26 protein-coding genes are annotated in these 23,134 nt (G+C 76.1%); 11 read left to right on the top strand and 15 right to left on the bottom strand.

Features of this window, described 5'->3' with window-relative positions:
• Both dhaL and dhaM read left to right on the top strand, forming a co-directional pair.
• Complete coding sequence (dhaL, locus tag J2X49_RS09710; protein WP_310125452.1) at window positions 1-630, top strand: dihydroxyacetone kinase subunit DhaL; 630 nt, start codon at window positions 1-3, stop codon at window positions 628-630.
• Complete coding sequence (gene dhaM / locus J2X49_RS09705) at window positions 627-1,292, top strand: dihydroxyacetone kinase phosphoryl donor subunit DhaM (RefSeq protein ID WP_128189960.1); 666 nt, start codon at window positions 627-629, stop codon at window positions 1,290-1,292. Before dhaL ends, dhaM begins: the two co-directional genes overlap by 4 nt.
• A 6-nt stretch (window positions 1,293-1,298) precedes the next feature.
• Here the strand turns inward: dhaM and J2X49_RS09700 are convergent, their stop codons facing one another.
• Window positions 1,299-1,589 carry a GNAT family N-acetyltransferase gene (locus tag J2X49_RS09700; protein WP_128189961.1) on the bottom strand — a complete coding sequence of 97 codons (291 nt, stop codon included), beginning with the start codon at window positions 1,587-1,589 and terminating at the stop codon, window positions 1,299-1,301.
• A 31-nt stretch (window positions 1,590-1,620) separates the two neighbouring features.
• On the opposite strand from J2X49_RS09700, the gene J2X49_RS09695 reads away from it, so the two are divergent.
• Together J2X49_RS09695 and J2X49_RS09690 are read left to right on the top strand one after the other, a co-directional pair.
• Entirely contained in the window at window positions 1,621-2,550 is a 930-nt protein-coding gene (locus J2X49_RS09695; protein ID WP_128189962.1) for a DMT family transporter, read from the top strand.
• 34 nt (window positions 2,551-2,584) lie between these two features.
• Entirely contained in the window at window positions 2,585-3,481 is an 897-nt protein-coding gene (locus tag J2X49_RS09690) for a LysR family transcriptional regulator (protein WP_128190460.1), read from the top strand.
• On the opposite strand, the gene J2X49_RS09685 is transcribed toward J2X49_RS09690, so the two are convergent.
• Together J2X49_RS09685 and J2X49_RS09680 are read right to left on the bottom strand one after the other, a co-directional pair.
• On the bottom strand, window positions 3,374-4,213 hold the full coding sequence (locus tag J2X49_RS09685; RefSeq protein WP_310125440.1) for an amino acid racemase: 840 nt from the start codon (window positions 4,211-4,213) through the stop codon (window positions 3,374-3,376). The genes J2X49_RS09690 and J2X49_RS09685 overlap by 108 nt on opposite strands.
• A gap of 40 nt (window positions 4,214-4,253) precedes the next feature.
• Window positions 4,254-4,988 carry a lysoplasmalogenase family protein gene (locus tag J2X49_RS09680; protein ID WP_310125438.1) on the bottom strand — a complete coding sequence of 245 codons (735 nt, stop codon included), beginning with the start codon at window positions 4,986-4,988 and terminating at the stop codon, window positions 4,254-4,256.
• Window positions 4,989-5,079: 91 nt separating this feature from the next.
• Between J2X49_RS09680 and J2X49_RS09675 the strand changes: the two genes are divergently transcribed.
• Window positions 5,080-6,234 carry an ATP-binding protein gene (locus J2X49_RS09675; protein WP_310125435.1) on the top strand — a complete coding sequence of 385 codons (1,155 nt, stop codon included), beginning with the start codon at window positions 5,080-5,082 and terminating at the stop codon, window positions 6,232-6,234.
• A gap of 173 nt (window positions 6,235-6,407) precedes the next feature.
• On the top strand, window positions 6,408-8,087 hold the full coding sequence (locus J2X49_RS09670; protein ID WP_310125432.1) for a thiamine pyrophosphate-binding protein: 1,680 nt from the start codon (window positions 6,408-6,410) through the stop codon (window positions 8,085-8,087).
• A 1-nt stretch (window position 8,088) separates the two neighbouring features.
• Here J2X49_RS09670 and J2X49_RS09665 read toward each other — a convergent pair whose 3' ends face one another.
• Together J2X49_RS09665 and J2X49_RS09660 are read right to left on the bottom strand one after the other, a co-directional pair.
• Window positions 8,089-10,350, bottom strand: a complete 2,262-nt coding sequence (locus tag J2X49_RS09665; protein ID WP_310125429.1) for a protealysin inhibitor emfourin — start codon at window positions 10,348-10,350, stop codon at window positions 8,089-8,091.
• Between the two features lie 57 nt (window positions 10,351-10,407).
• On the bottom strand, window positions 10,408-10,695 hold the full coding sequence (locus J2X49_RS09660) for a DUF1905 domain-containing protein (RefSeq protein WP_310125427.1): 288 nt from the start codon (window positions 10,693-10,695) through the stop codon (window positions 10,408-10,410).
• A 92-nt stretch (window positions 10,696-10,787) separates the two neighbouring features.
• Here J2X49_RS09660 and J2X49_RS09655 point away from each other — a divergent pair, with 92 nt between their 5' ends.
• Window positions 10,788-11,453 carry a thioredoxin domain-containing protein gene (locus tag J2X49_RS09655; RefSeq protein WP_310125424.1) on the top strand — a complete coding sequence of 222 codons (666 nt, stop codon included), beginning with the start codon at window positions 10,788-10,790 and terminating at the stop codon, window positions 11,451-11,453.
• 204 nt (window positions 11,454-11,657) lie between these two features.
• Entirely contained in the window at window positions 11,658-12,518 is an 861-nt protein-coding gene (locus J2X49_RS09650) for a hypothetical protein (protein WP_310125421.1), read from the top strand.
• 34 nt (window positions 12,519-12,552) lie between these two features.
• On the opposite strand, the gene J2X49_RS09645 is transcribed toward J2X49_RS09650, so the two are convergent.
• The 6 genes from J2X49_RS09645 to J2X49_RS09620 all read right to left on the bottom strand — a co-directional run bounded on the left by J2X49_RS09645 (window position 12,553) and on the right by J2X49_RS09620 (window position 16,951).
• The gene (locus J2X49_RS09645; protein WP_310125419.1) at window positions 12,553-14,055 is read right to left on the bottom strand and encodes a sodium:alanine symporter family protein; all 1,503 of its coding nucleotides are present in this window, start codon (window positions 14,053-14,055) and stop codon (window positions 12,553-12,555) included.
• A gap of 91 nt (window positions 14,056-14,146) precedes the next feature.
• Window positions 14,147-14,950, bottom strand: a complete 804-nt coding sequence (locus J2X49_RS09640) for a thioesterase family protein (RefSeq protein ID WP_128190015.1) — start codon at window positions 14,948-14,950, stop codon at window positions 14,147-14,149.
• Between the two features lie 9 nt (window positions 14,951-14,959).
• Window positions 14,960-15,487, bottom strand: a complete 528-nt coding sequence (locus J2X49_RS09635; RefSeq protein ID WP_310125415.1) for a hypothetical protein — start codon at window positions 15,485-15,487, stop codon at window positions 14,960-14,962.
• 44 nt (window positions 15,488-15,531) lie between these two features.
• On the bottom strand, window positions 15,532-15,909 hold the full coding sequence (locus J2X49_RS09630; protein WP_310125412.1) for a DUF6578 domain-containing protein: 378 nt from the start codon (window positions 15,907-15,909) through the stop codon (window positions 15,532-15,534).
• Between the two features lie 29 nt (window positions 15,910-15,938).
• Window positions 15,939-16,472, bottom strand: a complete 534-nt coding sequence (locus tag J2X49_RS09625) for an RES family NAD+ phosphorylase (RefSeq protein ID WP_310125409.1) — start codon at window positions 16,470-16,472, stop codon at window positions 15,939-15,941.
• Window positions 16,469-16,951 (bottom strand): pyridoxamine 5'-phosphate oxidase family protein, encoded by a 483-nt coding sequence (locus tag J2X49_RS09620; RefSeq protein ID WP_310125407.1) that lies wholly within the window; start codon window positions 16,949-16,951, stop codon window positions 16,469-16,471. Before J2X49_RS09620 ends, J2X49_RS09625 begins: the two co-directional genes overlap by 4 nt.
• 54 nt (window positions 16,952-17,005) lie before the next feature.
• On the opposite strand from J2X49_RS09620, the gene J2X49_RS09615 reads away from it, so the two are divergent.
• The 3 genes from J2X49_RS09615 to J2X49_RS09605 are packed head-to-tail and all read left to right on the top strand — an operon-like array spanning window position 17,006 to window position 19,460.
• Window positions 17,006-18,253 (top strand): saccharopine dehydrogenase NADP-binding domain-containing protein, encoded by a 1,248-nt coding sequence (locus J2X49_RS09615; protein WP_310125405.1) that lies wholly within the window; start codon window positions 17,006-17,008, stop codon window positions 18,251-18,253.
• Window positions 18,254-18,262: 9 nt separating this feature from the next.
• On the top strand, window positions 18,263-18,691 hold the full coding sequence (locus J2X49_RS09610) for a GNAT family N-acetyltransferase (RefSeq protein ID WP_310125403.1): 429 nt from the start codon (window positions 18,263-18,265) through the stop codon (window positions 18,689-18,691).
• Entirely contained in the window at window positions 18,684-19,460 is a 777-nt protein-coding gene (locus J2X49_RS09605; protein WP_310125400.1) for an alpha/beta hydrolase, read from the top strand. The genes J2X49_RS09610 and J2X49_RS09605 overlap by 8 nt, the downstream gene beginning before the upstream one ends.
• Window positions 19,461-19,491: 31 nt before the next feature.
• Here J2X49_RS09605 and J2X49_RS09600 read toward each other — a convergent pair whose 3' ends face one another.
• The 4 genes from J2X49_RS09600 to J2X49_RS09585 form a co-directional block, all read right to left on the bottom strand.
• Window positions 19,492-20,694: a cysteine desulfurase-like protein gene (locus J2X49_RS09600; RefSeq protein WP_310125397.1), complete on the bottom strand. Its 1,203-nt coding sequence runs from the start codon at window positions 20,692-20,694 to the stop codon at window positions 19,492-19,494.
• A gap of 36 nt (window positions 20,695-20,730) precedes the next feature.
• Window positions 20,731-22,182 carry a protein kinase domain-containing protein gene (locus J2X49_RS09595; RefSeq protein WP_310125393.1) on the bottom strand — a complete coding sequence of 484 codons (1,452 nt, stop codon included), beginning with the start codon at window positions 22,180-22,182 and terminating at the stop codon, window positions 20,731-20,733.
• A gap of 92 nt (window positions 22,183-22,274) precedes the next feature.
• Window positions 22,275-22,793, bottom strand: a complete 519-nt coding sequence (locus tag J2X49_RS09590; protein ID WP_310125391.1) for a metallophosphoesterase — start codon at window positions 22,791-22,793, stop codon at window positions 22,275-22,277.
• A 10-nt stretch (window positions 22,794-22,803) separates the two neighbouring features.
• On the bottom strand, window positions 22,804-23,103 hold the full coding sequence (locus tag J2X49_RS09585) for a plastocyanin/azurin family copper-binding protein (protein ID WP_310125388.1): 300 nt from the start codon (window positions 23,101-23,103) through the stop codon (window positions 22,804-22,806).
• Between the last annotated feature and the right edge of the window lie 31 nt (window positions 23,104-23,134).

Below are 23,134 nucleotides of genomic sequence, written 5' to 3'. Positions count from 1 at the left end.
GTGGCCGAGCAGCACCTGGACGGCGCCTGGACGCGACGCTGGATCGAGGCGGTCGCCGCCGCGGTCTCGAGCCGCAAGGCCGAGCTCACGGCGCTCGACCGCGCGATCGGCGACGCCGACCACGGCGAGAACCTCGACCGCGGCTTCCAGGCGGTCCTCGGCAAGCTCGACGCGCTCGACGACGGCGCGACGCCCGGCGCCGTGCTGAAGCTCGTCGCCACGACGCTCATCTCGACGGTCGGCGGCGCCGCCGGTCCGCTCTACGGCACCGCGTTCCTCAAGGGCGCGATGGCGGCGGGCGAGCGCGACGCGCTCGATGCCGCGGGCCTCGTCGAGGTGCTCACCGCCGCGCGCGACGGCATCGTCGCGCGGGGCAAGGCCGAGCTGCAGGACAAGACGATGGTGGATGCGTGGACGCCGGCCGTCGACGCCGCCGCGGCAGCGGGCGACGACGTGCGCGTCGTGCTCGATGCCGCTGCGGAGGCCGCCCAGGCCGGAGCCGTCGCCACCGAGCCCCTCGTCGCCCACAAGGGGCGCGCCTCCTACCTCGGCGAGCGGGCGATCGGGCACCGCGACCCGGGCGCCGAGTCGACCGCGCTCATGCTGCGCGCCGCCGCGGAGACGCGGTGACCGTCGGGCTCGTCGTCGTCTCGCACTCCGCCCGGATCGCGGAGGGGGTGGTCGAGCTCGCGGCGCAGATGGCGCCGAGCGTGACGATCGCGGCCGCCGGCGGCACCGACGACGGCGGCATCGGCACGAGCTTCGACCGCATCCAGGCGGCGCTCGCCGAGGCGGAGTCCGGCGACGGCGTCGTGGTGCTGTGCGACCTGGGCTCTGCCGTGCTCACGGCCGAGACCGCCCTCGAGCTCGCGGAGGCGCCCGAGCGCATCCGCATCGCCGACGCGCCGATCGTCGAGGGCGCGGTCGCCGCCGCGGTCGCCGCCGAGTCGGGCGACGGGCTCGACGCGGTCGTCGCCGCCGCCGAGGCGCGGCAGGCGGAGGCCGCGCCCCCGCAGGCGGGCGACGAGCCCGCGGGCGAGGCGCAGCGCCTCGAGCTCGTGCTCGAGAACGAGCACGGGCTGCACGCCCGCCCGGCTGCCGAGCTCGTGCGCACGGCGAGCGGCTTCGACGCCGCCGTCACCGTCGAGGGCGTCGACGCGAAGAGCATGCTGCGCGTGCTCGCGCTCGGGCTCGACCGCGGCTCGCGCGTCGTGTTCGAGGCGACGGGCCCCGACGCCCGCGACGCGCTCGCCGCGATCGAGGCGCTCGCGCGGAACCGCTTCGGGGAGTAGCCCGGCTCAGCCGGTGACGTGCACCGCGAACTCGTCGGCGGCGGCACGCGCGCGCACGAACGAGCAGAGCGGCCGCACGCGCTTGCCGTCGGCGATGGTGGCGCGCAGCGCCGCATCGACGAGCTGCGAGCCGACGCCGCGCCCGCCGAACGACGGGTCGACCTCGGTGTGCACGAAGGAGCGCACCCCGTCGGCGTCGCGGTAGTCGGCGAAGCCCGCGAGGGCGCCGTCCAGGTGCGCCTCGAACCGGCGCGCCTCGGCGTTGTCGACGATCTCGATCTGCTGCTGCTGGTCCATGGCGGTCACGCTACCGCCCTAGGCTGATCCGGTGGCAGCGACAGGGACGACTCGGCTCGCGACTGCGCTGCTCGTGGCCCTGACGATCGTGTGGGGCTCGACCTTCTTCCTCATCCGCGACCTCGTGCAGCACGTGCCGTCGCTCGACTTCCTCGGCGTGCGGTTCCTGCTCGCCGCCGTCGTCATGACGCTCATCGCATGGCGGTCGATCGCCCGGCTCGGGCGACCGCTGCTGCTGCGCTCGGCCGCGCTCGGCGGCCTCTACACGGCCGCGCAGATCCTGCAGACGATCGGCCTCGAGACGACCCCCGCATCCGTCTCCGGGTTCCTCACCGGCCTGTACGTCGTGCTCACGCCGCTCATCGCCGCGCTCGCGCTGCGCCACCGCATCGAGCGCAGCACCTGGGTCGCGGTCGCCGTCGCCGCCGCGGGCCTCGTCGTGCTCACCCTCACCGGCATCTCGTTCGGCGTCGGCGAGGCGCTCACGCTCGGCGGGGCGCTCGCCTACGCGCTCCACATCATCGCCACCGCGCGCTGGGCCACGACCGAGCACGCGCTCGGCATCTCGATCGTGCAGCTGTGGGTCATCGGCCTCGTGTGCCTCGCCGGCGGCGCGCCCGACGGCATCACGCTGCCCGACACGGGCGGCCAGTGGCTGTCGATGGCGTACATGGTCGTCTTCGCCTCGATCGGCGCCATGTGGGTGCAGACGTGGGCGCAGGCGCAGATCAGCGCCACCCGGGCCGCGGTCATCATGACCGCCGAGCCGGTGTGGGCGACGGCGTTCGCGATCGCGTTCGGCGGCGAGCAGCTCACCTGGCGCCTGCTCGTCGGCGGCGGCATGATCCTCGGCGCCATGTACGCCGTCGAGCTGCTCGCCGCCCGCAGGCACGCGACCGCGACGCGCGACGAGACGCCGACGGGCGCGATCGACGCGCCCGTGCGCATGCCGGGGGAGTAGCGGGCTCGCCGGAGGAGTGCGGCATGCTTGACCCATGCAGCTGGACCCGCGACGCATCCTGATCTTCCGCACGGTCGCGCGCGAGGGCTCCGTCTCGGGCGGGGCGCGCGCGCTCGGGTGGACGCAGCCCGCCGTGAGCCAGCACATCCGGCTGCTCGAGGAGGAGGTCGGCCAGGCGCTGCTGCTGCGCTCGTCGACCGGCGTCACGCTCACCGAGGCCGGCCAGCGGCTGCTGCGCCACGCCGACGGCATCGCGGGGCTGCTGGGCTCCGCGGAGGCGGAGCTCGCGTCGCTCGCCGAGGGCGCCGGCACCGTCACCATCGCGGCGTTCCCGTCGGCGCTCGCCGACTTCGTGCCCCGCGCGATCGCCGCGGCGCGGGTCGCCGTGCCGGGCCTCACGGCCCGCGTCATCGAGGTCGAGCCGCCCGAGGCGATCGAGGCGGTGCTCGCCGGCGACGCCGACGTCGCGGTCGCCTTCGAGTACGACGAGCTGCACGACGAGGTGCAGCTCGCGCGCATCGAGCTCGGGCCCGACCCGTCGCGCATCGTGCTGCCGCGCGACCACCCGCTCGCCGACGGCCGCCCCGTCGACATCGCCGACCTCGCGAGCGCCGACTGGGTGGGCGGCTGCGAGCGCTGCCGGTCGCACCTCGAGGCCCTCGCCGCCGACGCCGGCTTCGCCCCGCGCATCCAGTTCGAGACCGACGACTTCGTCGCGGCGCAGTCGTTCGTCGCCGCGACCGGCTCCGTCACGCTGCTGCCCGACATGGCGCTGCGGGTGCTCACGCGCGACGACGTGGTCGTCGCGCCGCTCGCCGACGGCTCAGGACGGACGGTCTCCCTGCGCCACCGCCACGGCGCGGAGCGCGTTCCCGCGGTGCAGACCGTGCTCGACGCCATGCAGCGGCTCTGGCGCGAGCGCGTCGGCTGACGCCTCGCCGAGCGCGATCCGCGCGAGCGCGGCCGCGTGCTGCTCGCACGAGTCGATGAGCGGCACGCGCGCGTCGCCCGCGTCGACGAGCAGCATGATCTCGGTGCAGGCGAGCACGATCGCCTCGGCGCCCGCGTCGGCGAGCGCGGCGAAGGCGTCGCGGAAGGCCGCGCGCGACGCCTCCGTCACGACGCCGCGCGTGAGCTCGTCGAAGACGATGCGGTCGAGCTCGACCTGCGCGGATGCGTCGGGCACGACGGTGCGGATGCCGTGCGCGGCGAGGCGGTGGGCGTAGAAGCGCTCCGACATCACCCAGCGCGTGCCGACGATGCCGAGCGTGCGAGCGCCGGCCGCGCGTGCCGCGTCCGCGACGGCGTCCGCGATGTGCACGAGCGGCACCCCGATGGCGGCCTCGACCTCGGGCGCCACCTTGTGCATGAGGTTCGTCGCGATCGCGATCGAGCCGGCGCCCGCGCGCTCGAGGGCCGCCGCCTCGCGGGCGAGGATCGCCGCGGCGCCCGGCCAGTCCTCGCGCAGCTGGCAGTCGCGCACCTCGGCGAAGTCGACGCTCGCGAGCAGCATGCGGGCGGAGGCGTGGCCGCCGCGCACCGCGGCGACCCGCTCGTTGATCGCGCGGTAGTAGTGGGCGGTCGAGTGCCAGCTCATGCCGCCGAGGATGCCGAGGGGTGCGGGGTGCTGCATGAGGTCCACTCCAGCACCCGCGACGGGCATCAGTCCAGCCTGTGTTGCTCAGCCCTGGGATAACCGTCGCTTATGTTTCGGCGATGCCGAGCCGGAGGCGCTGCTGCAGGCTGAGCGCGAGCAGGGCCTGCGCCGCCGCGTACGGGATGAGCACCGCGAACGCGCGCAGCGCATCCGGCATCTCGAGCACGAACAGCCCGAAGCCCTGGATGAGGTCGGTCGCGAGCAGCAGCAGGCCGCCCACGAGGCCCGGGGTGTCGATGGCGGCGAACGCGGCGAGGCCCGCGAGCACGAGCGCGTACACGAGCACGGGCACGGCCAGGGGCCCGGCGTTCGCGGCGATCACGGCGCCGGCGAGCAGCGCCACGAACGCGTAGCCCGGCGCCGCCCAGCTCCAGGCGAGCGAGCGCCGCCGCGTCGGCCACAGCGCCGCGAGGTAGACGAGGTGCCCGGCGAGGAAGAGCCCCAGCAGCACGATCGTGATGGCCGTCGCGGCGCCCAGGCCGTCGCCGAGCGCGCACAGCACGAGCGCGGCGACGTGCCAGCGGCCCACTGCGTGGCGGAGCGCCCCGATGAGCACGAGCGCCACGGCGATGGGGGTCGCGAGCGCCCACATGAGCGCCTTGCGCGTGAGCTCGAGCAGTCCCGCGTCGCCGATCTCGAGCCCCAGCAGCAGCGCGGCGCCGACGTTCGCGGCGAGCGCGATGCCCGAGCACCAGAACGCGAGGCGCAGCGGCCGCGGCACCCCCACCGGCCCGCCCGCGGGCGGCCCGGCGCGCAGGCCTGCGGTCGGCGTGGCGGACATGCCGCCATCGTTCCACGCCGAGCGCGTTGGGCGGGGCCGGGCTGTCGCCGTGTCGGCGAGCCGGGTGGGCGGTCGGTGGCAGAGTGTCCGCGTGCACGACAACCCGTTCAGGCCCGGCTTCGGCATCTCGCCGCCCCTGCTCGCCGGCCGCGACGCGCTGCTCGCCGAGTGGCGCGAGGTGCTCGGCCTCGGCGCGTGGTCGCCCTTCCGCGCCGCGCTCGTCACGGGCATGCGCGGGGTCGGCAAGACGGTGCTGCTCAACGCGGTCGAGGACGAGGCGCGGGGCCGCGGCTGGACGGTCGTGCACGGCACGCTGCACGTCGGCCTCGTCGAGGCGCTCGAGCGCGACCGGCTGCCGGCGCTGCTGCAGGCGCAGGATCCCGAGGCCTACGCGCGTGAGCTCACCGGCGTCACGCTGCCGCAGCTGGGCGGCGCGACGACCCAGGTGGTGCCGCAGTACCCCCGCGAGCCGCGGCTCGAGAGCATGCTCGCGCGGCTCGTCGAGCTCGCCGAGGCGCGCGGCGCCGGCGTGCTGCTCTCGCTCGACGAGGTCGCCGTCGAGTCGATGCAGGAGCTGCGCCGCATCGCGATCGCGGTGCAGCACCTGCTGCGCGAGGACCGCCGCGTCGCGATCGTCGCGGCCGGCGTGCCCGCCTCCATCGCCGCTGCGCTCGAGGCCGACGGCCTCACGTTCTTCCGCCGCGCGCAGCAGGTGCGGCTCGACACGCTCACGCTCGCCGAGGCGCGCGCGGCGATCGCCGAGCCGGTGCGCGCCCACGGCCGCGCGATCGGCGACGCGGCGCTCGAGCGCGCGGCGCGCGCGAGCGAGGGCTACCCGTTCCTCGTGCAGACGATCGGCGCCCGCGCGTGGGAGCACCGGCCCGCCGACGACGAGATCACGGCGGATGCGGTCGAGCACGCCGTCGAGGTCGCCTACGCGACGATGGGCGAGAGCGTCATCGTGCCGGCGCTGCGCGGCCTGTCGGGCCGCGACCGCGACTACCTGCTGGCCATGGCCGAGGACGACGGGCCGGCGACCACGGCCGACGTCGCCGAGCGGATGGGCGCGACGAGCGGCAACGCCGGCAGGCAGCGCGCGCGGCTGCTCGATGCAGGCGTCATCGTCGTGCCCGGGCGGGGACTTGTCGACTTCGCCATCCCGCGCATGCGCGAGCACCTGCGCGAGCACCCGCACGACGCGCAGCTGGGGCTGCCGACCGCCGCTCGCCGCACGTTCCGCGACTGACGCGCGTCGGCTACGCTCGTCACGTCAGGCGCCCTCGCGCGCCGGTCTCGAGAAATGGGACCACGCGCATCCGCGCGCGACACACACGAACCCCATCGTCGAGGTTCCGTGCCACGTCGCGCCGCTCCCGCTGCCGCGCCGTGGATGAGCCTCCGTCCCGCCCTGGAGTGCCCGTGTCCGACACCACCACCGTCTCCGCCGCCGTCGCCGCCGAGCTCGAGCAGCACGCGTCCCACGTCTTCGCCCTCATGGGCAACGGCAACGCCTGGTTCCTCGACGCCGTCGTGCGCCGCGGCGCCATGCGCGTCACCGCCGTGCGGCACGAGGCGGCCACGGTCGCCGCCGCCGACGCCTGCTTCCGCGCGGGCGGCGGGCTCGCGATCGCGACCACCACCTACGGCCCCGGCTACACGAACGCGCTCACGCCGCTCGCCGAGGCCGCGCAGGCGCGCGTGCCGCTCGTGCTCGTCGTCGGCGACCAGCCGACCACCGGGCCGCGGCCGTGGGACGTCGACCAGACCGCGATCGCGGCCGCAGTCGGCGTCGAGACGATCGTCGTCGGCACCGGCGACGCGCGTGCCGCCGCCCGCCGTGCGGCGCAGACGGCCCTCGTGGAGCGCCGCCCCGTCGTGCTCGCGCTGCCGTACGACCTCGCCCACCGGCCGGCGGAGGAGGAGACCGGTGACGTGGCCACGGCGGAGCGCGCGCCCGTGCCGCCGTTCATCGCGATCGACGCCGAGCAGCTCGCGGGCGTGGCGGCGCTGCTCGACGCCGCCGAGCGGCCGCTGCTGCTCGCCGGCCGCGGCGCGCACCTCGCGGGCGCGGCTGAGCCGCTCCGCGCGCTCGCCGCGCGGCTCGGTGCCCGCACCGCCTCCAGCGCGCTCGGCAGCGGCGTCTTCGCCGCCGACCACCGGCACCTCGGCATCTCGGGCGGCTTCGCCTCCGAGCGCGCCGCCGCCGCGATCGAGCAGGCGGATGCGGTGCTCGTCGTCGGCGCGGGCCTCAACCAGTTCCAGACGCGGTTCGGCGACGCCTTCGCGCCCGCCGCCCGCATCGTGCAGGTCGATGTGCTCGACGCAGCCACGAACCCGCGGGTCGACGAGCTGGTGCGCGGCGACGCGCGCCTCGTCGCCGACGCGCTGCTCGCGCTGCTCGGCGACGGCGACGCGCGCGGCGACGAGGGGTGGGCCGCGGCCGGCCTCGGCGACGTCACGGGCATCCACTTCGAGCGCGAGGCGGGGGAGCCGGCCGCGCCCGACGGGCGGCTCGACCCCCGCAGCCTCTTCCACGCGCTCGAGCGCATCCTGCCCGACGACCGCGTGGTCGTCTCGGACGGCGGGCACTTCATCGGATGGGCGCCGACGCACCTGACGATCGCCGACCCCGAGCGGCTGCTGATGGTCGGCACCGCCTTCCAGACCATCGGGCTCGGCTTCCCCAGCGCGGTGGGCGCCGCGGCGGCCCGGCCCGACGACACCCTCGTGCTCGTCTCGGGCGACGGCGGAGCGCTCATGGCGCTCGCCGACCTCGACAGCGTGGCGCGCACGGTGCGCCGCGGCGTGGTCGTGATCGTCAACGACGCCGCCTACGGCGCCGAGATCCACCAGTACGCGGTGCGCGGCGTCGCCGAGCAGCCCATGCTCATCGACCAGGTCGACTTCGCCGCGCTCGGCCGCGCTGTCGGCGCGGAGGGCGCGGTGATCGAGACGCTCGCCGACCTCGCGCAGCTCGAGGCCTGGCTCGCGAGCGGCGCCGAGGGCGTCTTCGTCGCCGACTGCCGCGTCTCGCAGCAGGTCGTCGCGCCCTACATGCTCGAGATCGTCGAGGCGGCGACCCGCGCCGCGGCCCGATAGGTCACGCCGGCTCGTCGCCCTCGGGGGCGACCGGCTCGCCGCCGCCGAGCGGCCGGTCGCCGAGCTCGAGCAGGCGCCGCAGCAGCTCGAGCACCTCTTCCGGCAGCAGCGGCTCGGCGACCGTCACGTCGCAGCGCGTCTCGACCGTCACGCGCCAGAGCGGCGCGTCGGGCATCGCCTGGCCGTCGAGCGCCTCGAGGGCGCCCGAGGCGACGAGGGTGTCGAGCCGCTCGCGATCCGCGCCGGGGATGACCTCGAGCTCGAGCACGGCCGCGCGGGTGCGGCCGAGCATGCCGCCCGAGCGAGCGACCCGCACGGCGTCATGGGCCGCATCCGTCGGCGCCGCATCCGTCGGCTCCGCGGCGTCGGCGTGCGCCGGTCCGGCCGCGGGCTCGAGCACGCCGACGGCCTCCCACGCGCTCCGCACGGCGCCGGTCTCGCGCGCATCCGCTCCGTAGCGCGCGGTCGCGGCGGCGAGCGTGGCCTCGGCGAAGTCGCGGAAGCCGGCCGTGCGGGGGAGCGGACCCGTGAGGGCGTCCATCCAGATGCGGCCCGGCGCCTCCCACGCGTGCCCGCCGATGGCGGTCGCCGCGAGGTGGAAGGCGCGGTTGGGTATGCCGGAGTTGATGTGCACGCCGCCGAGGTCGTCGGTCGTCACGACGAAGTCGCGCAGGTGGCCCGGCTGCGGGTCCTTGCCGAGCACCGGGTCGTCGAACGCGGTGCCGGGGGCGGCCATCGACCGGAGCGCCACGCCGCGCACGCGCTCGGTGAAGACGCCGGCACCGATGAGCCAGTCGGCCTCGTCGGCGCGCTGGCCGAGCGAGTGCTGCTTGACGAGCGCGCCGAGCACGTCGGCGATCGACTCGTTGAGCGCCCCGGGCTCGTCGCGGTAGACGAGGTCGGCGGTGGCCGAGATCACGCCGTGGCCGAGCTCGTGGCCGATGACGTCGACCGCGCCGGTGAAGCCCGCGAAGACCTCGCCGTCGCCGTCGCCGAAGACCATGCGCTCGCCGTCCCAGAACGCGTTGTCGTAGCGCTGCCCGTAGTGCACCGTCGCGAGCAGCGGCATCCCCGCGCCGTCGAGCGAGTCGCGCCCGAGCGCCTCGAAGAGCATGCGCCACGAGTCGCCGAGCCCGTCGAAGGCCTGGTCGGCCGCCGGGTCGCCGGTGGGCGGGTCGCCCTCGGTGCGCACCGGGTCGCCGGGCAGCGCCGTCGTGCCGCGCGCGTCGCTCACGATGCGGTGGGGCGCGGGGCGCTCGCCGGGCACGCACGCGGGGGCGGGGGCGCGCAGCCCGCGATGGGCGGGCGCGGCGGCGCGCTCGGCGCGGATGCCGCGGTCGAGGCCGAGGGTGTGCGCGGCGACCGAGGCGGCGGGGCTGCCCGCCGCGGCGAGGCGCTCGAGCAGGAACGGCGGCACGATGCCGTGCCGCGCGGACGGGTGGGGCGCGCCGTCGGACTGCCGCTCGCGCAGCGCGCGCGCGATGCGCGGCGCGATGATCGCCGCCCAGTGCCGGTAGCCGGCCGCCGACGGGTGGAAGCCGTCGGATGCGTGCAGGTGCGGCTCGAGGATCGCGGGCGTCGGCAGGTGCAGCACGTGCGGCTCGGCGGCGGCGATCCGCTGCAGCACGTCGTCGAGGCTGCGGGCGTGGCCGCCGATGAGGGAGCGGATGGGCTGCGGCAGCCACTCGAACGTGTCGATCTGCGGCGCGCCGGCGAGGCCGAGCACGCCGCCGGGCGCGAGGCGCTGCTCGAGGCCGTCGACGAGCCCGCCGATCGCGCGCGCGAACGCGCGTCGGCTGACGAGCTGCAGCGCGTCGTTCGCGCCGACCAGCAGCACGATCGCGTCCCACGGGGCGTCGTCGGGCGCGCCGACGGCGGGCAGGTGCCGCTCGAGCACCTGCGCGGCGTTCGAGCCCTCGAGGCCCTCGATGCGCCACGCGACCGGGCGGCCGCGGTAGCCGGCGACGAGCGCGGCGGTCTGCACGGCGAGGCTGTCGTCGAGCCGCTCGGCGCCGACGCCGGTCGCGGTCGAGTCGCCGATGACGAGCAGCCGCAGCGGCGCGCCATCGCCCTCGCCGACGGTGCCCGAGCGCGCGCCCGCGGGCTCCGGCAGCCACACGAGTCCCGACTGCAGGCGCTTCGCCTGGCCCAGCAGCACCGGGGCGAGCGCGAAGGCGGCCGGGCGGGCGAGGCGGTGGAGGGCCCGTTCCGCGCGCCGAGCGGCGACCGCCGCGGTCGCTCCGATCCGTGCTGCCAGCTGCATCCCGCACCCCTTCGCCTCGTGAGACGCCGATGCTACTCGGCGGCGCTGACGCGTTCGTCAGCGGCCGAGGCGCACCCGCACCCGCACCGCGTCGCCGACCCGGATGCCCTCCGCGCGCTGCACGACCACCTTGAGCGGCAGCAGGTAGCCGCCGTCGCGCGGGAACAGCGAGGTGGTGAAGGTCGTGCCGCCGACCGTCGCCTCCACGGGGATGACGCCCCACCCGTAGGTGAGCTCGCGGGCGCTCTCGGCGATCAGCTCCGACTCGTCGGCGGGCACGGGTGCGAAGACGAAGGGGGCGGGGCCGCGCCACTCGATCGCGGTCGTGCCGAACTCGAGCTCCACCCGCGGCACGCTACTCCTCGAGCCCGGCCGATGCGCCCCCAGTGCGCCCTCGAGGTCCGGGTAATGGCCGTGGCCCCGATAGCCTGGAGCGCATGTCGCGAAGCGCCGCCGTCAGCATCTCCGTCCTCGTCGGGGCGATCGTCCTCATCGTCGCAGCCGCGCTGCTGATCGTGCGCCCGTGGGAGCCGAGCACTGCGGCGCCGGCGCCGGCCGCGGCGAGCGGCCCGCCCGCCGAGCTCGTCGACGAGACCACGCACATCCTCGACGATGCAGGCGAGGGCGCACCCGTCGTCGTCGAGTTCCTCGACTACGAGTGCCCCGCGTGCGGCCAATTCCACCCCATCGTCGAGGAGCTGCGCTCGACCTACGCGGGCGAGGTCACGTTCGCGGTGCGCTACTTCCCGCTGCCGAGCCACGACGCGGCGATCCCGGCGGCGCTGGCGGCCGAGGCGGCCGCCCAGCAGGGGCAGTTCGAGGCGATGCACGAGCTGCTCTTCGACCGCCAGCAGGAGTGGGCCGGCACCGAGGACGCCGCGGCGGTCTTCCGCGGCTACGCCGAGGAGCTCGGCCTCGACCTCGAGGCCTACGACGCCGCCGTCGCCGACCCCGCGACGCTCGACCGCGTCGCGCTCGACGCCAACGCCGGCATCTCGCTCGGCGTGCAGTCGACGCCGACGTTCTTCGTCGACGGCGAGCAGCTCGAGCTGCGCGACTTCGCCGACCTCGAGACGGCGATCCAGGCGGCGCTCGAGCAGTAAGGCCCGCTTCCCGAGCGCGCCTCGGCAAGGCAGCCGCCGACGGCCCGACGGGGAGGAGGAGCCGCCGGCGGCTCGACGCGAGGCCGACGACCGACGCCATCCGCCCTCTGTCGCGAGCGACGCTAGCTGGCTCGCCCGGCCGGGCGGAATGGGCAGTTCTCCCCGCCCGGACCTCGCTGCCTCCGCAGGTGCCAGGATGGCGACGTGCCGCGCTGTCGGAGCCTCGGAGCGCTGGCCGCCGCGTGCCTGCTGGCGGTCGCGCCGCTCGGCTGCGCGGGCGCGCCCGCGCCCGACGAGGGGCCCGCTCCCGACGTGCTCGTCGAGCTCGTGCAGCTGCGCGGCGACGTCGCCTCCGGGCACGTCGAGCTGCGCGTCACGAACCGCGGCGACCGCGAGCTCGTGATCGCGTCGGCGGCCTACGAGTCGAGCCGCTGGAGCGCTCCGATGGTGCGCGACGACGAGGCGCGCATCCCGCCCGGTGCGCGCCGCAACCTGCGCCTGCCGCTGCCGGAGCCCACGTGCGACGCGGGCCCGCTCGAGCATCGCGCGACGCTCCGCCTCGCCGACGGCCGGGAGCTCGAGGCGGAGCCCGCCGACCCGTACGGGCAGCTCGAGGCGCTCGACGACGCCGTCTGCGACCTGCGCGCCTTCGAGCGCGAGGTGGCCGGGCTCGCGTGGGGCGAGCCGGACATCCCCCAGGACGGCTCGGGGCCGGCGGTGCTGCGGCTGGAGGTGACGCCGGTGGCAGGCGACGGCGAGCCGCTCGGGCGGCTCGAGGCGATCCCGGCGACCGTGCTCCTCGCGCTCGAGGCCGACGGCGAGCGCGCCGAGGCGCTGCCGCTCGGCATCGAGCTGCGCGCGGGCGCGGCGCCCATCGCGGTGCGGGTGCCGCTCGTGCCCGGCCGCTGCGACCTGCACGCGGTCGCCGAGGACAAGCAGGGCACGCTCTTCCGCATCCGCGCCGAGCACGGCGACCGGCCCGTCGACCTCGTGCTCCCGAGCCCCGACGCGCAGCGCGACGCGCTGCTCGACTGGGTCGTCGCCCGCTGCGCTGCCCTGCCCTGAGCGCCTGCGGGGGCGCGGTCCTGGGCCGCCGGACTCAGTCGCGCGCGGCAGCCCGCAGATCGATGCGCGACGTGCCGATGCGGTCGCCCGCCTTCCACTCGTCCCAGCCGGGCTGGTCGGCCATGAACGCCTCGACCTCCTCCTTCGACGCGCGCAGGTGCGGGTCGTGGCGCAGGTAGTGCCGCGTCTCGCGGGCGACGAGGCCCGAGAGGATGAGCAGGCCGATGAGGTTCGGCAGCGCCATCAGGCCGTTCGCGACATCCGAGAACGACCACACGAGCGACAGCTGCGTCGTGCAGCCGATGAAGACGACCGCCGAGAAGAGCACCCGGAACGGCATGACCCAGCGCCGCCCGAGCAGCCGCTCGACGTTGCGCTCGCCGTAGTACGACCAGCCGAGGATCGTCGAGTAGGCGAACATCAGCAGGCCGAGCGTCACGATCCAGTGGCCCCACTCGCCGGGCAGGCCGGTGCTGAACGCCTCGCCGGTCATGAGCGCGGCGCTGATCGGCTCGCCGGTCGCCTCGTCGACGTCGTCCCAGACGCCGGTGACGACGATGGTGAGGCCGGTGATCGAGACCACGATCAGCGTGTCGATGAAGGTCTGCGTCATCGACACGAGGCCCTGGCGCACGGGGTGCGTCGTGCGGGCCGCGGCGGCCGCGATCGCCGCGGAGCCGAGTCCCGACTCGTTCGAGAACAGGCCGCGCGCGACGCCGTACTGCACGGCGATGATGAGCACCGACCCCGCGAACCCGCCGACCGCGGCCGTGCCCGTGAACGCATCCGTGAAGATCTGCGCGATCGCCGCCGGCAGCCCGCCGAGGTTCGTGCCGAGGATGTACAGGCCGCCGAGCACGTAGAGCACGATCATGACGGGCACGAAGCCGGCCGTGACGCGCCCGATCGACTTGATGCCGCCGACGAGCACGACGAGGGTGAGGACGGCGAGGATGATCCCGGTCACCCAGGTGGGCACGCCCCAGCTGCTGTCGACGTTCGTCGCGATCGAGTTGCCCTGCGTCATGTTGCCGATGCCGAAGCAGGCGACGACGGTGAAGACGGCGAACGAGAGCGCGAGGGCCTTGCCGAGCGGGCCCGGGATGCCCTTCTGCAGGTAGTGCTGCGGGCCGCCCGACTTCTCGCCGGCGTCGTCGGTCGTGCGGAACCGCACGGCGAGGTAGGCCTCGCTGTACTTCGAGGCCATGCCGACCAGGCCCGTCACCCACATCCAGAACAGCGCGCCGGGGCCGCCGATGCCGATCGCGGTCGCGACGCCGACGATGTTGCCGGTGCCGACCGTCGCCGCGAGCGCCGTGGTGAGCGCCTGGAACTGCGAGATGTCGCCCTCGGCGCCGTCGTCCTTGCGCTGGAGGAGACCGAGCCGCAGCCCCGCGCCGAGCTTCAGGAACTGCAGCCCGCCGAGCCGGATCGTCAGGTAGAGGCCGGTGCCGACCAGCAGCGGGATGAGGAGGAACGGGCCCCAGATGATGCCGCTCAGGGCATCGAGGGCGGTCTGCAGCGGCTCGAGGTTCATGGGCGCTTCCGGTGTCGTGCGGTCGGGGTCGTGGTGGCTCGCACCGGGGAACGACCCTAGCCCGGGAGCGCGTCCCGGGCCGCATCCGCCGTCAGCGCTGCCGGCTCGGCCGCACGGTGAGCGTCTGCGCCGCGCGCCCGACGGGCCCGTGCTCGTCGTGCAGCTCTGCGGCCGTGATGCCCTGCCCCGTCGGGCCGAACGCGACCGTCGTGTCGAAGCCGATCCAGCCTCCTCGCGGCTGCCGCAGGAGGTGGATGGTGAGGTCGAGGTTGGGGAACATCCAGTCGTCCGGGCTCTCGCGCACGGCGACGCCGTTCGCGACGTCGACGAGGCCGATCCAGCGGGCGAGCGGGCTCGCCTCCTCGCCCTCGACGAGCGCGAGCGGCGAGGAGATCCACATGCGGCTGCGGCCCGGGGCTCCCTGGCCGCACTCGCGCACCTCGAGCGACCGCACGAATCCGCCGCCCCACGCCTCGTCGAACGCGGTCGGCCGCGCCTCGTCGCGCGGAGGCAGGGGAGGGGCGGTGCCGCCCGCGACCGCGACGGTGTCGGCGGCGACGCTGTGCCACGCCCGGGCGACGGCGACGTCGCGGCCGGCGATGGATGCGGTGGCCTCGGTGAGCTCGATCGTGCGACCGGGGCGACGGGTCTCGACCCGCACCGCGATCTCGTCGAGCGCGAGGAACCCGAGGATGTCGAAGGCGATGCGTCCGAGGAGCAGGTCGGCCGCTCCCGCGGCGGTGCGGTGCTGCTCGATCGCGTGCGTCAGCAGGCCGCCGAGCGGGGCGAAGTGGAGCTCGCCAGGCTGCCAGGCGCCGCTCGCGTGCTCGGTGGGGAGGTAGCGGCCGTCGCCGAGCGCTCGCAGGTACGCGGGGGCTGCAGGGTCGGCGCGCATCCTCCGAACCTAGCCGCCCGCGCCCTCCGGCGGGTGCAGCAGCAGGTCGGCCAGGTCGTCGAGGTAGCGCTCGAGCGGCACAGGCGCGTCGGTGCCCCAGCGCACGAGCGCCTCGCCGCCGCGCACGACGAGCGCGCCGTCGCCGCCGATGAGCGACGCGTCGATCGGGATCGGCGCGATCGCGTGGTTCACCGTCTCGCCGAGCGGGAAGCCGCCCTGCAGCGCGGCCGCGCGGTAGGCGCGGCGCTGCTCGACCGACGCCGAGTGGAACTGGGGCCGGCCCGGCTCGGCGACGCGCGTCGAGATGCCCGTCTGCCACACGGCGCCGTCGCGCGCCACGAGCAGGGCGCCGAGGCGCCAGGCGCGGCCGAGCGATCGCATCGTCGGCCGGCGGCGGATGCCGAGCACGGGCTTCGGCTCGATGTGCTCGGCGAGCGCCTCATCGCGCGCGCCGGCTGCCGCGAGTCGCTCGGCGACGCGCTCGAGCGCCGCCCGCGCGCGCTCGACCGCCGCCGCATCCGCCGGGTCCACGTCCACGCCGAGCATCGTACGGCGGCGCGCCGAACCCTCCGCGCGCAGGGTCAGGTGACGTCCGGCGTCATGGCGTCGACGCGCAGCCGCACGAGGTAGCCCATGACGTCGCCCTCGAGCATCTGGCCGGTCGAGCGCACGCGCTCGGTGGTCGCCGAGCCGTCGACGGCAGCCCCGTCGGGACTCCGGGTGACCCGGACGCACTCCACGTCCTCGATCAGGCCACGGGTCACGATGACGGCACGGCCCGGGACGGCATCCACCTCGGTGTCGAGCTCGAAGTCGATCGAGCGCGGCTCGCCGAAGAGCCTCGCGGTCCAGACGTCGGGTGCCGAGAGCCGCCACTCGACCTCGATCCCGGGAGCGGCGGCGAGGCCGGTGTCCCAGACCTGCCAGTCGGTCAGCCAGACGGTCGCGCGCTGCGTCACACGCGGACGATACCGCTCGTGCGCCGCGGTCAGCGCTGCGGGCGTCCGCCGGCGGCACGGACGCTCGGCGCGCCGGGCACGTTCCACCGGAACAGCACGAGGTGCCAAAGCCCGGGCCGCTGCCGCGAGGGGTCGACGAGCCCGTGCGCTCCGGCTGCGTCGAGGCGGTCGCGCACGCGCCACGACGGAGGCTCCTCTCCTCGCGCGACGGCCTCCTGCCACGGCGCCGCGGCATCCTCGGGATCGATGCCGAACGGCGCGAGCGACGCGGGGTCGCGGAGGTCGACGATGCGCTCGGCGCGCACGTGGAACCGCAGGACCTCGCGCTCCGGATCGCCGTCGCGAGCGTGCGCGAGCATCGCTGCTGCGACCCCTTCAGGAGTCGCGCTCAGGTAGAGCGCGGGGGCCCCGGGACGGGAGAACCGGCCGGCGGATCGGGAGCCGTCGAGCGCGGCGGCGCGGAAGCGGGGATCGACGCCGCGGTGGAAGGTGCCGACGACCGTGTGGAGCCCGGCGGTGCCGGGCGCGATGCGCGGCTCGCCGTCCGGCACCGCCGCCGTCACAGGCGCACGATGCCGCTGTCGCCGAGGTCGGGCTCGCCGTCGGTGACGAGGCCCTTCACCAGCTGCACGGCGGTCGCGACGGCGCCGGGGGAGTCCCAGTACTCGGCGCTCGTCGCCGTCACCTCGAGCAGGCCGTTGTCGGGGTCGTCGGGCCCGCCCGACATGAAGATGCCGGCGGAGGCGTCCCACAGCTCGCGCAGCTTCGCGCGGTCGTCGACGAAGCGGGCGGTGCCCGCGAGCGACACCCAGCCGCCCTTGCCGGCGTAGTGCACGTTGACGCGCGGGTCGGCCTCGATCGCCGCGACCTTGTCGGTCGACCGCTCGCTGATGAACCAGACGGTGCCTGGGTGCTCGAAGTCCTGCGTCCCCATGGGTGTCGAGACGAGGTCGCCCTGGGCGGAGACGTAGGCGAGGGAGGCGATGCGCGTCGAGCGCATGATCTCGGCGATGGTGTCGAGCCGGTCGTCGTGTGCAGTCATGGCGCCACGCTCGCACCGGGGGCTGTGCGCAGGCTGGGGGTGCACGATGGGCGCATGCCCGACGACCGCGACCTCGACCTCGTCCTCCTCGGCGCGAGCGGCTTCGTGGGCCGGCTCGTCGCCGGCCACCTGGCCGAGCACGCGCCCGCCGGCCTGCGCATCGCCCTCGCCGGGCGCTCGCGCGAGCGGCTCGAGGCCGTGCGCTCCTCGCTCGGCGCCGCGGCCGCCGACTGGCCGCTGCTGATCGTCGACAGCGGCGACGCCGCCGGTGTGCGGGCGCTCGCCGAGCGCACGCGGGTGGTCGCGACCACCGTCGGCCCCTACCTGCGCCACGGCCTGCCGCTCGCCGAGGCGTGCGCCGCGGCGGGCACCGATTGCGTCGACCTCACCGGCGAGGTGCTCTACGTGCGCGCGCTCATCGATCGCTGCCACGACCGGGCGCGCACGACCGGCGCCCGGCTCGTCGTCTCGTGCGGCTTCGACTCGGTGCCGTCCGACCTCGCGGTGCACCTGCTCCGCGAGCGCGCCGCCGCAGACGGCGCGGGCGGCCTCGGCGACACGACGCTGCGCGTGCGGCGCCTCGTCGGCGGCGTGAGCGGCGGCACGATCGCATCGCTGCGCGAGCAGCTCGAGCGCACGCGGGCGGATGCGTCGCTCGGTCGTGTCGTGCGGGATCCGGCCGCGCTGAGCGGCGGCGCACCGCTCGCTGCCGGCCAGCCCGATGTCGCGGTGCCCTTCCGCGACGCCGAGACGGGGGAGTGGGATGCGCCGTTCGTCATGGCGCCGTACAACACCCGCCTCGTGCGCCGCTCCCATGCGCTCCGCGAGGCGCACGACGACGCCCGCTTCCGCTACCGGGAGGTGGTGCCCACCGGTCGCGGCACCGCCGGACGCCTCCGCGCGTCGGCGCTCGCCGCGGGGTTCGCGGCGCTCGCGGGCGCGCTCGCGACCCCGGGCATCCGCTCCCTGGTGGCGCGGGCGCTCCCGGCCCCGGGCGAGGGGCCGTCGGCCGAGCGGCGGGCGGCGGGCTCGTTCGAGGTCGAGACGACGACCACGACGACCCGCGGCCGCCGGTACGCGGCGACCGTCGCGGCTGAGGGCGATCCCGGCTACGCCGCCACCGCGGTCATGCTCGGGGAGGCGGCGCTCGCGCTCGCGGTCGACAGTGCGCGCTGCAGCCGCGACGGCGGCGTGCTGACGCCCGCGGTGGCGCTCGGCGACGTGCTCGTCGAGCGGCTGCGCCGGCGCGGCTTCCGGCTCGACGTGCGCGAGCTCCAGCCCGCTGCCGGGCGGCGGCCGTAGAGTGCCAGGATGCTCACCTTCGCCGATCGCGTGCCCACCGTCGACGAGCAGCGCGCCGTCGCGACGGCGGTCGGCTGGGGCGAGCACTTCGACTGGGCGTCGATCGGCGCCTCGCTCGTCGGCTCGCTGCACGGCGTCGTCGCGCTCGACGGCGACGAGGTCGTCGGGGTCGGGCGGCTCGTGGGCGACGGGGTGCGCTACTTCTACGTGCAGGACGTGATGGTGCGGCCCGAGGCGAGCGACGAGGGCATCGCGTCGCGCATCGTCGAGCGGCTGCTCGAGTGGGCGCGGTCGCAGGCGCCGGCGGATGCCGTGGTCGGCCTGTTCGCGAGCCCCGAGGCCGTCGGGGTCTACGAGGGCCTCGGCTTCGCGGCCGCCGACGGCGACCCGCTCGGCATGACGCTCGACCTCGCCCCGCGCGACGGCATCCGTGCCTGACCCGCGCCGCCGCCATCGCGCGCCGCGCGCGGGCCGCACGCGCCGGGAGCGGATCGGCGACCTCGAGTTCCGCGTCTCGGGCGACCTGCGCGAGCGCCCCGGCCCGCGCGAGGCGATCGTGCTGGTGCACGGCATCGGCATGTCGCAGCGCGCGATGCACCGGCTGCACCGCACGCTGCGGCCCGGCGCGCTCGTGCTCTCGATCGACATGCCGGGCCATGCGGGCCTGCCGGTGCCGCGGCGCGAGGTCGACGTGCTCGAGATGGCGGGGGCGCTCGGCGCGCTCCTCGCCCGGCTCGGCCTGCCGCCGGTCGTGCTCGTCGGCCACTCGATGGGCGCGCAGTGGGCGGTCGAGCTCGCGGTGCAGCGGCCCGAGCTCGTCTCGCGCGTCGTCGCGATCGCGCCGGTCGTCGACGCCGCGCGGCGGTCGGTGCGCGAGCAGCTCGTCGCCCTGCTCGCCGACGCGGTGCGCGAGCCGCCGAGCCTCGTCGAGATCGCCTGCACCGACTACCTGCGCTGCGGGGTCGCCTGGTACGCGGCGCAGCTGCGGCAGACGCTCGCCTACCCGATCGAGCGGCGCCTGCCGGTGCTGCGCCGCCCGTTGCTCATCGTGCGGGGCGCGCACGACACCGTCGCGGGCGAGGCGTGGTGCCGCGCGCTCCGCGACGCGGCCCCCGACGCGGCGCTCGTGCGCATCCCCGGGCACCACCACGCCGCGCAGCACTCCGCGCCGCGCGCCGTCGCCGCCGCGATCGTCGCGCACCGCTGACCGCCGCGAGCCCCCGAGCGGGGGAGCGGCGTCAGCGCAGCGCCGCCTCGAGGCCCTCGAGCAGGCGGTCGACGTCGCCGTCGTCGGTGTAGGGCGCGACGCCCATCCGCAGCCCCTCGTCGACGTCGAGGCCGAGCGCCCGGAACGGCTCGAGCGCGTAGAACGTGCCGGCGGGCGCGAGCACGTCGCGGTCGGCGAGCGCGCGCGACACCGCTCGCGCGTCGTGGCGGGGGAACGTGACGAAGAGCGTGGGCGTGCGCTCCGCCGCGACCGAGTGCATCACGACGCGGTCGCCGAGCCCGGCGAGGCCGCGCTCGATGCGCTCGCGCATGCGCAGCTCGTGCGCCTCGATGCCCGCGTGGCCCGCGAGCAGGCGCTCCCGCCGCGAGCCGGGCACCTCGGCGACATCCGCCAGCAGGTCGATCGCGGCCGTCACGCCCGCCATGAGCTCGTACGGCAGGGTGCCGAGCTCGAAGCGCTCCGGCACCGCGTCGGTCGACGGGAGCAGCTTGTCGGGCGTGAGCGACTCGAGCAGCGCCGGGTCGGCGGCGAGCGCGGCGCAGTGCGGTCCGAAGAGCTTGTACGGCGAGCAGACGAGCGTGTCGGCGCCGAGCGCCGCGAGGTCGATCGCGGCGTGCGCGGCGAGGTGCACCGCGTCGACGTGCACGAGCGCGCCCACCTCGTGCGCGCGGCGGGCGATGCGCGCGACGTCGGGCTTCGTGCCGAGCAGGTTGGATGCGCCGGTGACGGCGACGAGGCGGGTGCGGTCGGTGATCACCGCGTCGAGCTCGTCGAGGCGCAGGTCGGCGGTGCCGGGGTCGAGGCGCAGCCAGCGCACGGTCGCGCCGGCCGCCTCGGCCGCCTGCAGCCACGGGCGCACGTTGGCGTCGTGGTCGAGCTGCGAGACGACGACCTCGTCGCCCGGCCGCCACGTCTTCGCGAGCGCGCGCGCGAGGTCGTAGGTGAGCTGGGTGGCGCTGCGGCCGTAGACGATGCCGCGGGCGTCGGCGCCCAGCAGGTCGGCCATCGCGGCGCGGAACTCGGCCACGGCGCGGTCGGCGTTGCGCTCGCTCTCGACGAGGCCGCCGCGGTTGGAGAGCGGCCCGGTGAGCGTGCGCGCGATCGCCTCGCCGACGACCGCGGGCGTCTGCGTGCCGCCGGGCCCGTCGAAGTGGGCGATGCCGGAGGCGAGGGATGGGAAGTGCGCGCGGAAGGCGGCGACGTCGAAGGCCATGGTGCTCCTCGGGGTGCGGGACGGATCCCGCTCAGGCTACGGGCGTCCGCCGCCGCCGTTGCCGTTGCCGCCGCCGGGTCCGGCGTTCTCGTTGCCGGAGTTCTCGGCGCCGGTGCTCGCGCCGCCCTGGCCGCCGCCGGACGTGCCGCCGCCGCCCGACGTGCTGCCGTCGGTCGTGACCGTCGCCGGGGCGATCGGTGCCGCGGGCGCCGGCTCAGCCGGCGCGGGGTCGGCGACCGCGGTCTCGGCAGGGGCCGTCTCGGTCGGTGCGGGCTCCGTCGGGGCAGGTGCGACGACGCTAGGGGCGGGAGGCTCGGACTCGATCACCGCTGGTTCGACCGTGGGTGCGGTCGGGTCGCCCGCCTGCAGCGCCATCGCGGGGACGGCGACGAGGAGCGCGGTGCCTGCGGCGAGCCCGCCGGCGATCGCCCAGCGGCGGCGCCTGCCGCGCGTCGCCGCGTCGGCCGTGCCCGCCTCGGGAGCGATGGCGGCGGACCGGAGCGTCTCGGCGGTGGTGCTGCGGTCGGCAGTCATCGCAGCGACGGGCGCGGGGCCGGAGTTGGCGGCGATGATCGCGGCGGTCGCGACGCTGCCGAGCGCCGCCGTCGCGTCGATGTCGCCGGTCGTGGCGACGGCGGCGGCCATCTCGATCAGCCGCTCGAGCACGGCCGCGGCCGTCGGGCGCGCCTCGGGCTCCCGCGCGGTCATCGCCGTCAGCAGCGACTTCCACTCGTAGCCGATCGAGCCGGGGATCTCGGGATCGCGCGCGAGCCGCGCGCTCAGCGACTCGAGCAGCGGCCCGGGGTACTCGCGGCGCCCCGTGAGCGCCTCGAGCAGCACGAGGCCGAGCGAGTAGATGTCGGAGGAGGGCGCGACGCGCGCGCCGGTGGCCTGCTCGGGGCTGAGGTAGGCGGCCGTGCCGAGCACCGTGCCGGTCGCGGTCAGCCGCGCGGCGCCCACGATGGCGGCGATGCCGAAGTCGGCGAGCTTCGCGTCGAAGTCCCTCCCGGGCACGAGCGAGGGCGCGAGCAGGATGTTCGCGGGCTTGATGTCGCGGTGCACCACCTCGCTCGCGTGCACGATGACGAGCGCCTCGGCCAGGTCGTGCGCGATGCGCCACGCCTGCTCCTGCGGCAGCGGCCCCTGGGCGAGGCGCGCGGCGAGCGTGGGCCCGTCGACGAGCTCCATCACCAGGTACGACACCAGCAGGCCGTCGAGCGTCGTGCTGCCCGCGTCGAAGAGGGTGACGAGCGCGCGGTGGTTGAGCGAGGCGAGCAGGTCGATCTCCGACCGCTCGCGCTGGAGGTCGGCCGGATCGGTGCTCTCGCGCACGATCGCCTTGACCGCGACCTCGCGCCCCAGCACCTCGTCGGTGGCCCGATGCACCGAGGCCATGCCGCCGGCGCCGATGCGCTCGCCGATGCGATAGCGCTCGGCGAGCAGGCTTCCCTGCTGGAGCGGGTCGGCAGCGCCCATGGCGTCCTCCATTTGTCTCCCTGAGCGTATCCCGCCCTTGGGGGACGGATGACCAGCGGACTCGCAGGAACAGGCGTGCGGGCCCACAGGAAGCAGCCGGCGCGTCAGCGCGGCGTCGGCACGAGCGCCACCTCGCCGAGCGCGCCGCCGTCGACGACCGCCGTCATCACGGTGCCGACCGGCTGGCGCCGCCGATCGGTGGGGGAGCCGGGGTTCAGCATGCGCAGCCCTCCGGGCGTCGTCGAGTCCCAGGGGATGTGCGAGTGCCCGAAGACGAGCACATCGGCCGGCGCGGGGGAGGAGGGCCCGAAGCGCGCGTCGCAGCGGCGCTCCCGGCCGGCGGCGGCGCCCGTCTCGTGCTCGACCGCGAACCGGAGCCCATCGATCTCGAAGCGGGCGGTCTCGCCGAGCCGGCGGTGCAGCTCGGCGCCGTCGTTGTTGCCCGCGACGCCCACGAGGCGCGCTGCCCGCGACTCGAGCTCGTCGAGGAGCTCCGGCACCACCCAGTCGCCGGCGTGCACCACCAGGTCGGCCTCGTCGACGAGCCGCCACACCTGCTCCTGCAGCGCCTTCGCGCGCAGCGGCAGGTGGGTGTCGCTCAGCAGCAGCAGCCTGGTGGTCACGCGCGGCGCATCAGCCGGTGACCTCGACCTCGCCGACCATGGTCGCCGGGTGCGGGTCGCACACGAACGTGTAGGTGCCGGCCACGAGCGTCACCTGCACCGACGTCTCGTCGGTGCCCGCGACATCCGTCGCCACGTCGACGCCGCCGGGGCCGGTCAGGCGGAAGTTGTGGGCGGCGGTGCGGTCGGCGAAGGTGAGCGTGTAGTCGCCGGCCGCGAGCGTCTCGACGGGCCGGCCGTCGGCGTCGGTGAGCGCGATCTCGTACGCGTCGGGGTCGTCGGCCGTGCCGACCATGCCGATGAGCGCCATCCCCGCCTCGTCGCCCGACGATGCGGGGGAG

The organism is Agrococcus sp. BE272 (assembly GCF_031457935.1).
Classification (GTDB): domain Bacteria; phylum Actinomycetota; class Actinomycetes; order Actinomycetales; family Microbacteriaceae; genus Agrococcus; species Agrococcus sediminis.
Note: the sequence above shows the minus strand (reverse complement) of the source record. Positions and strands in the feature narration are given on the sequence as shown.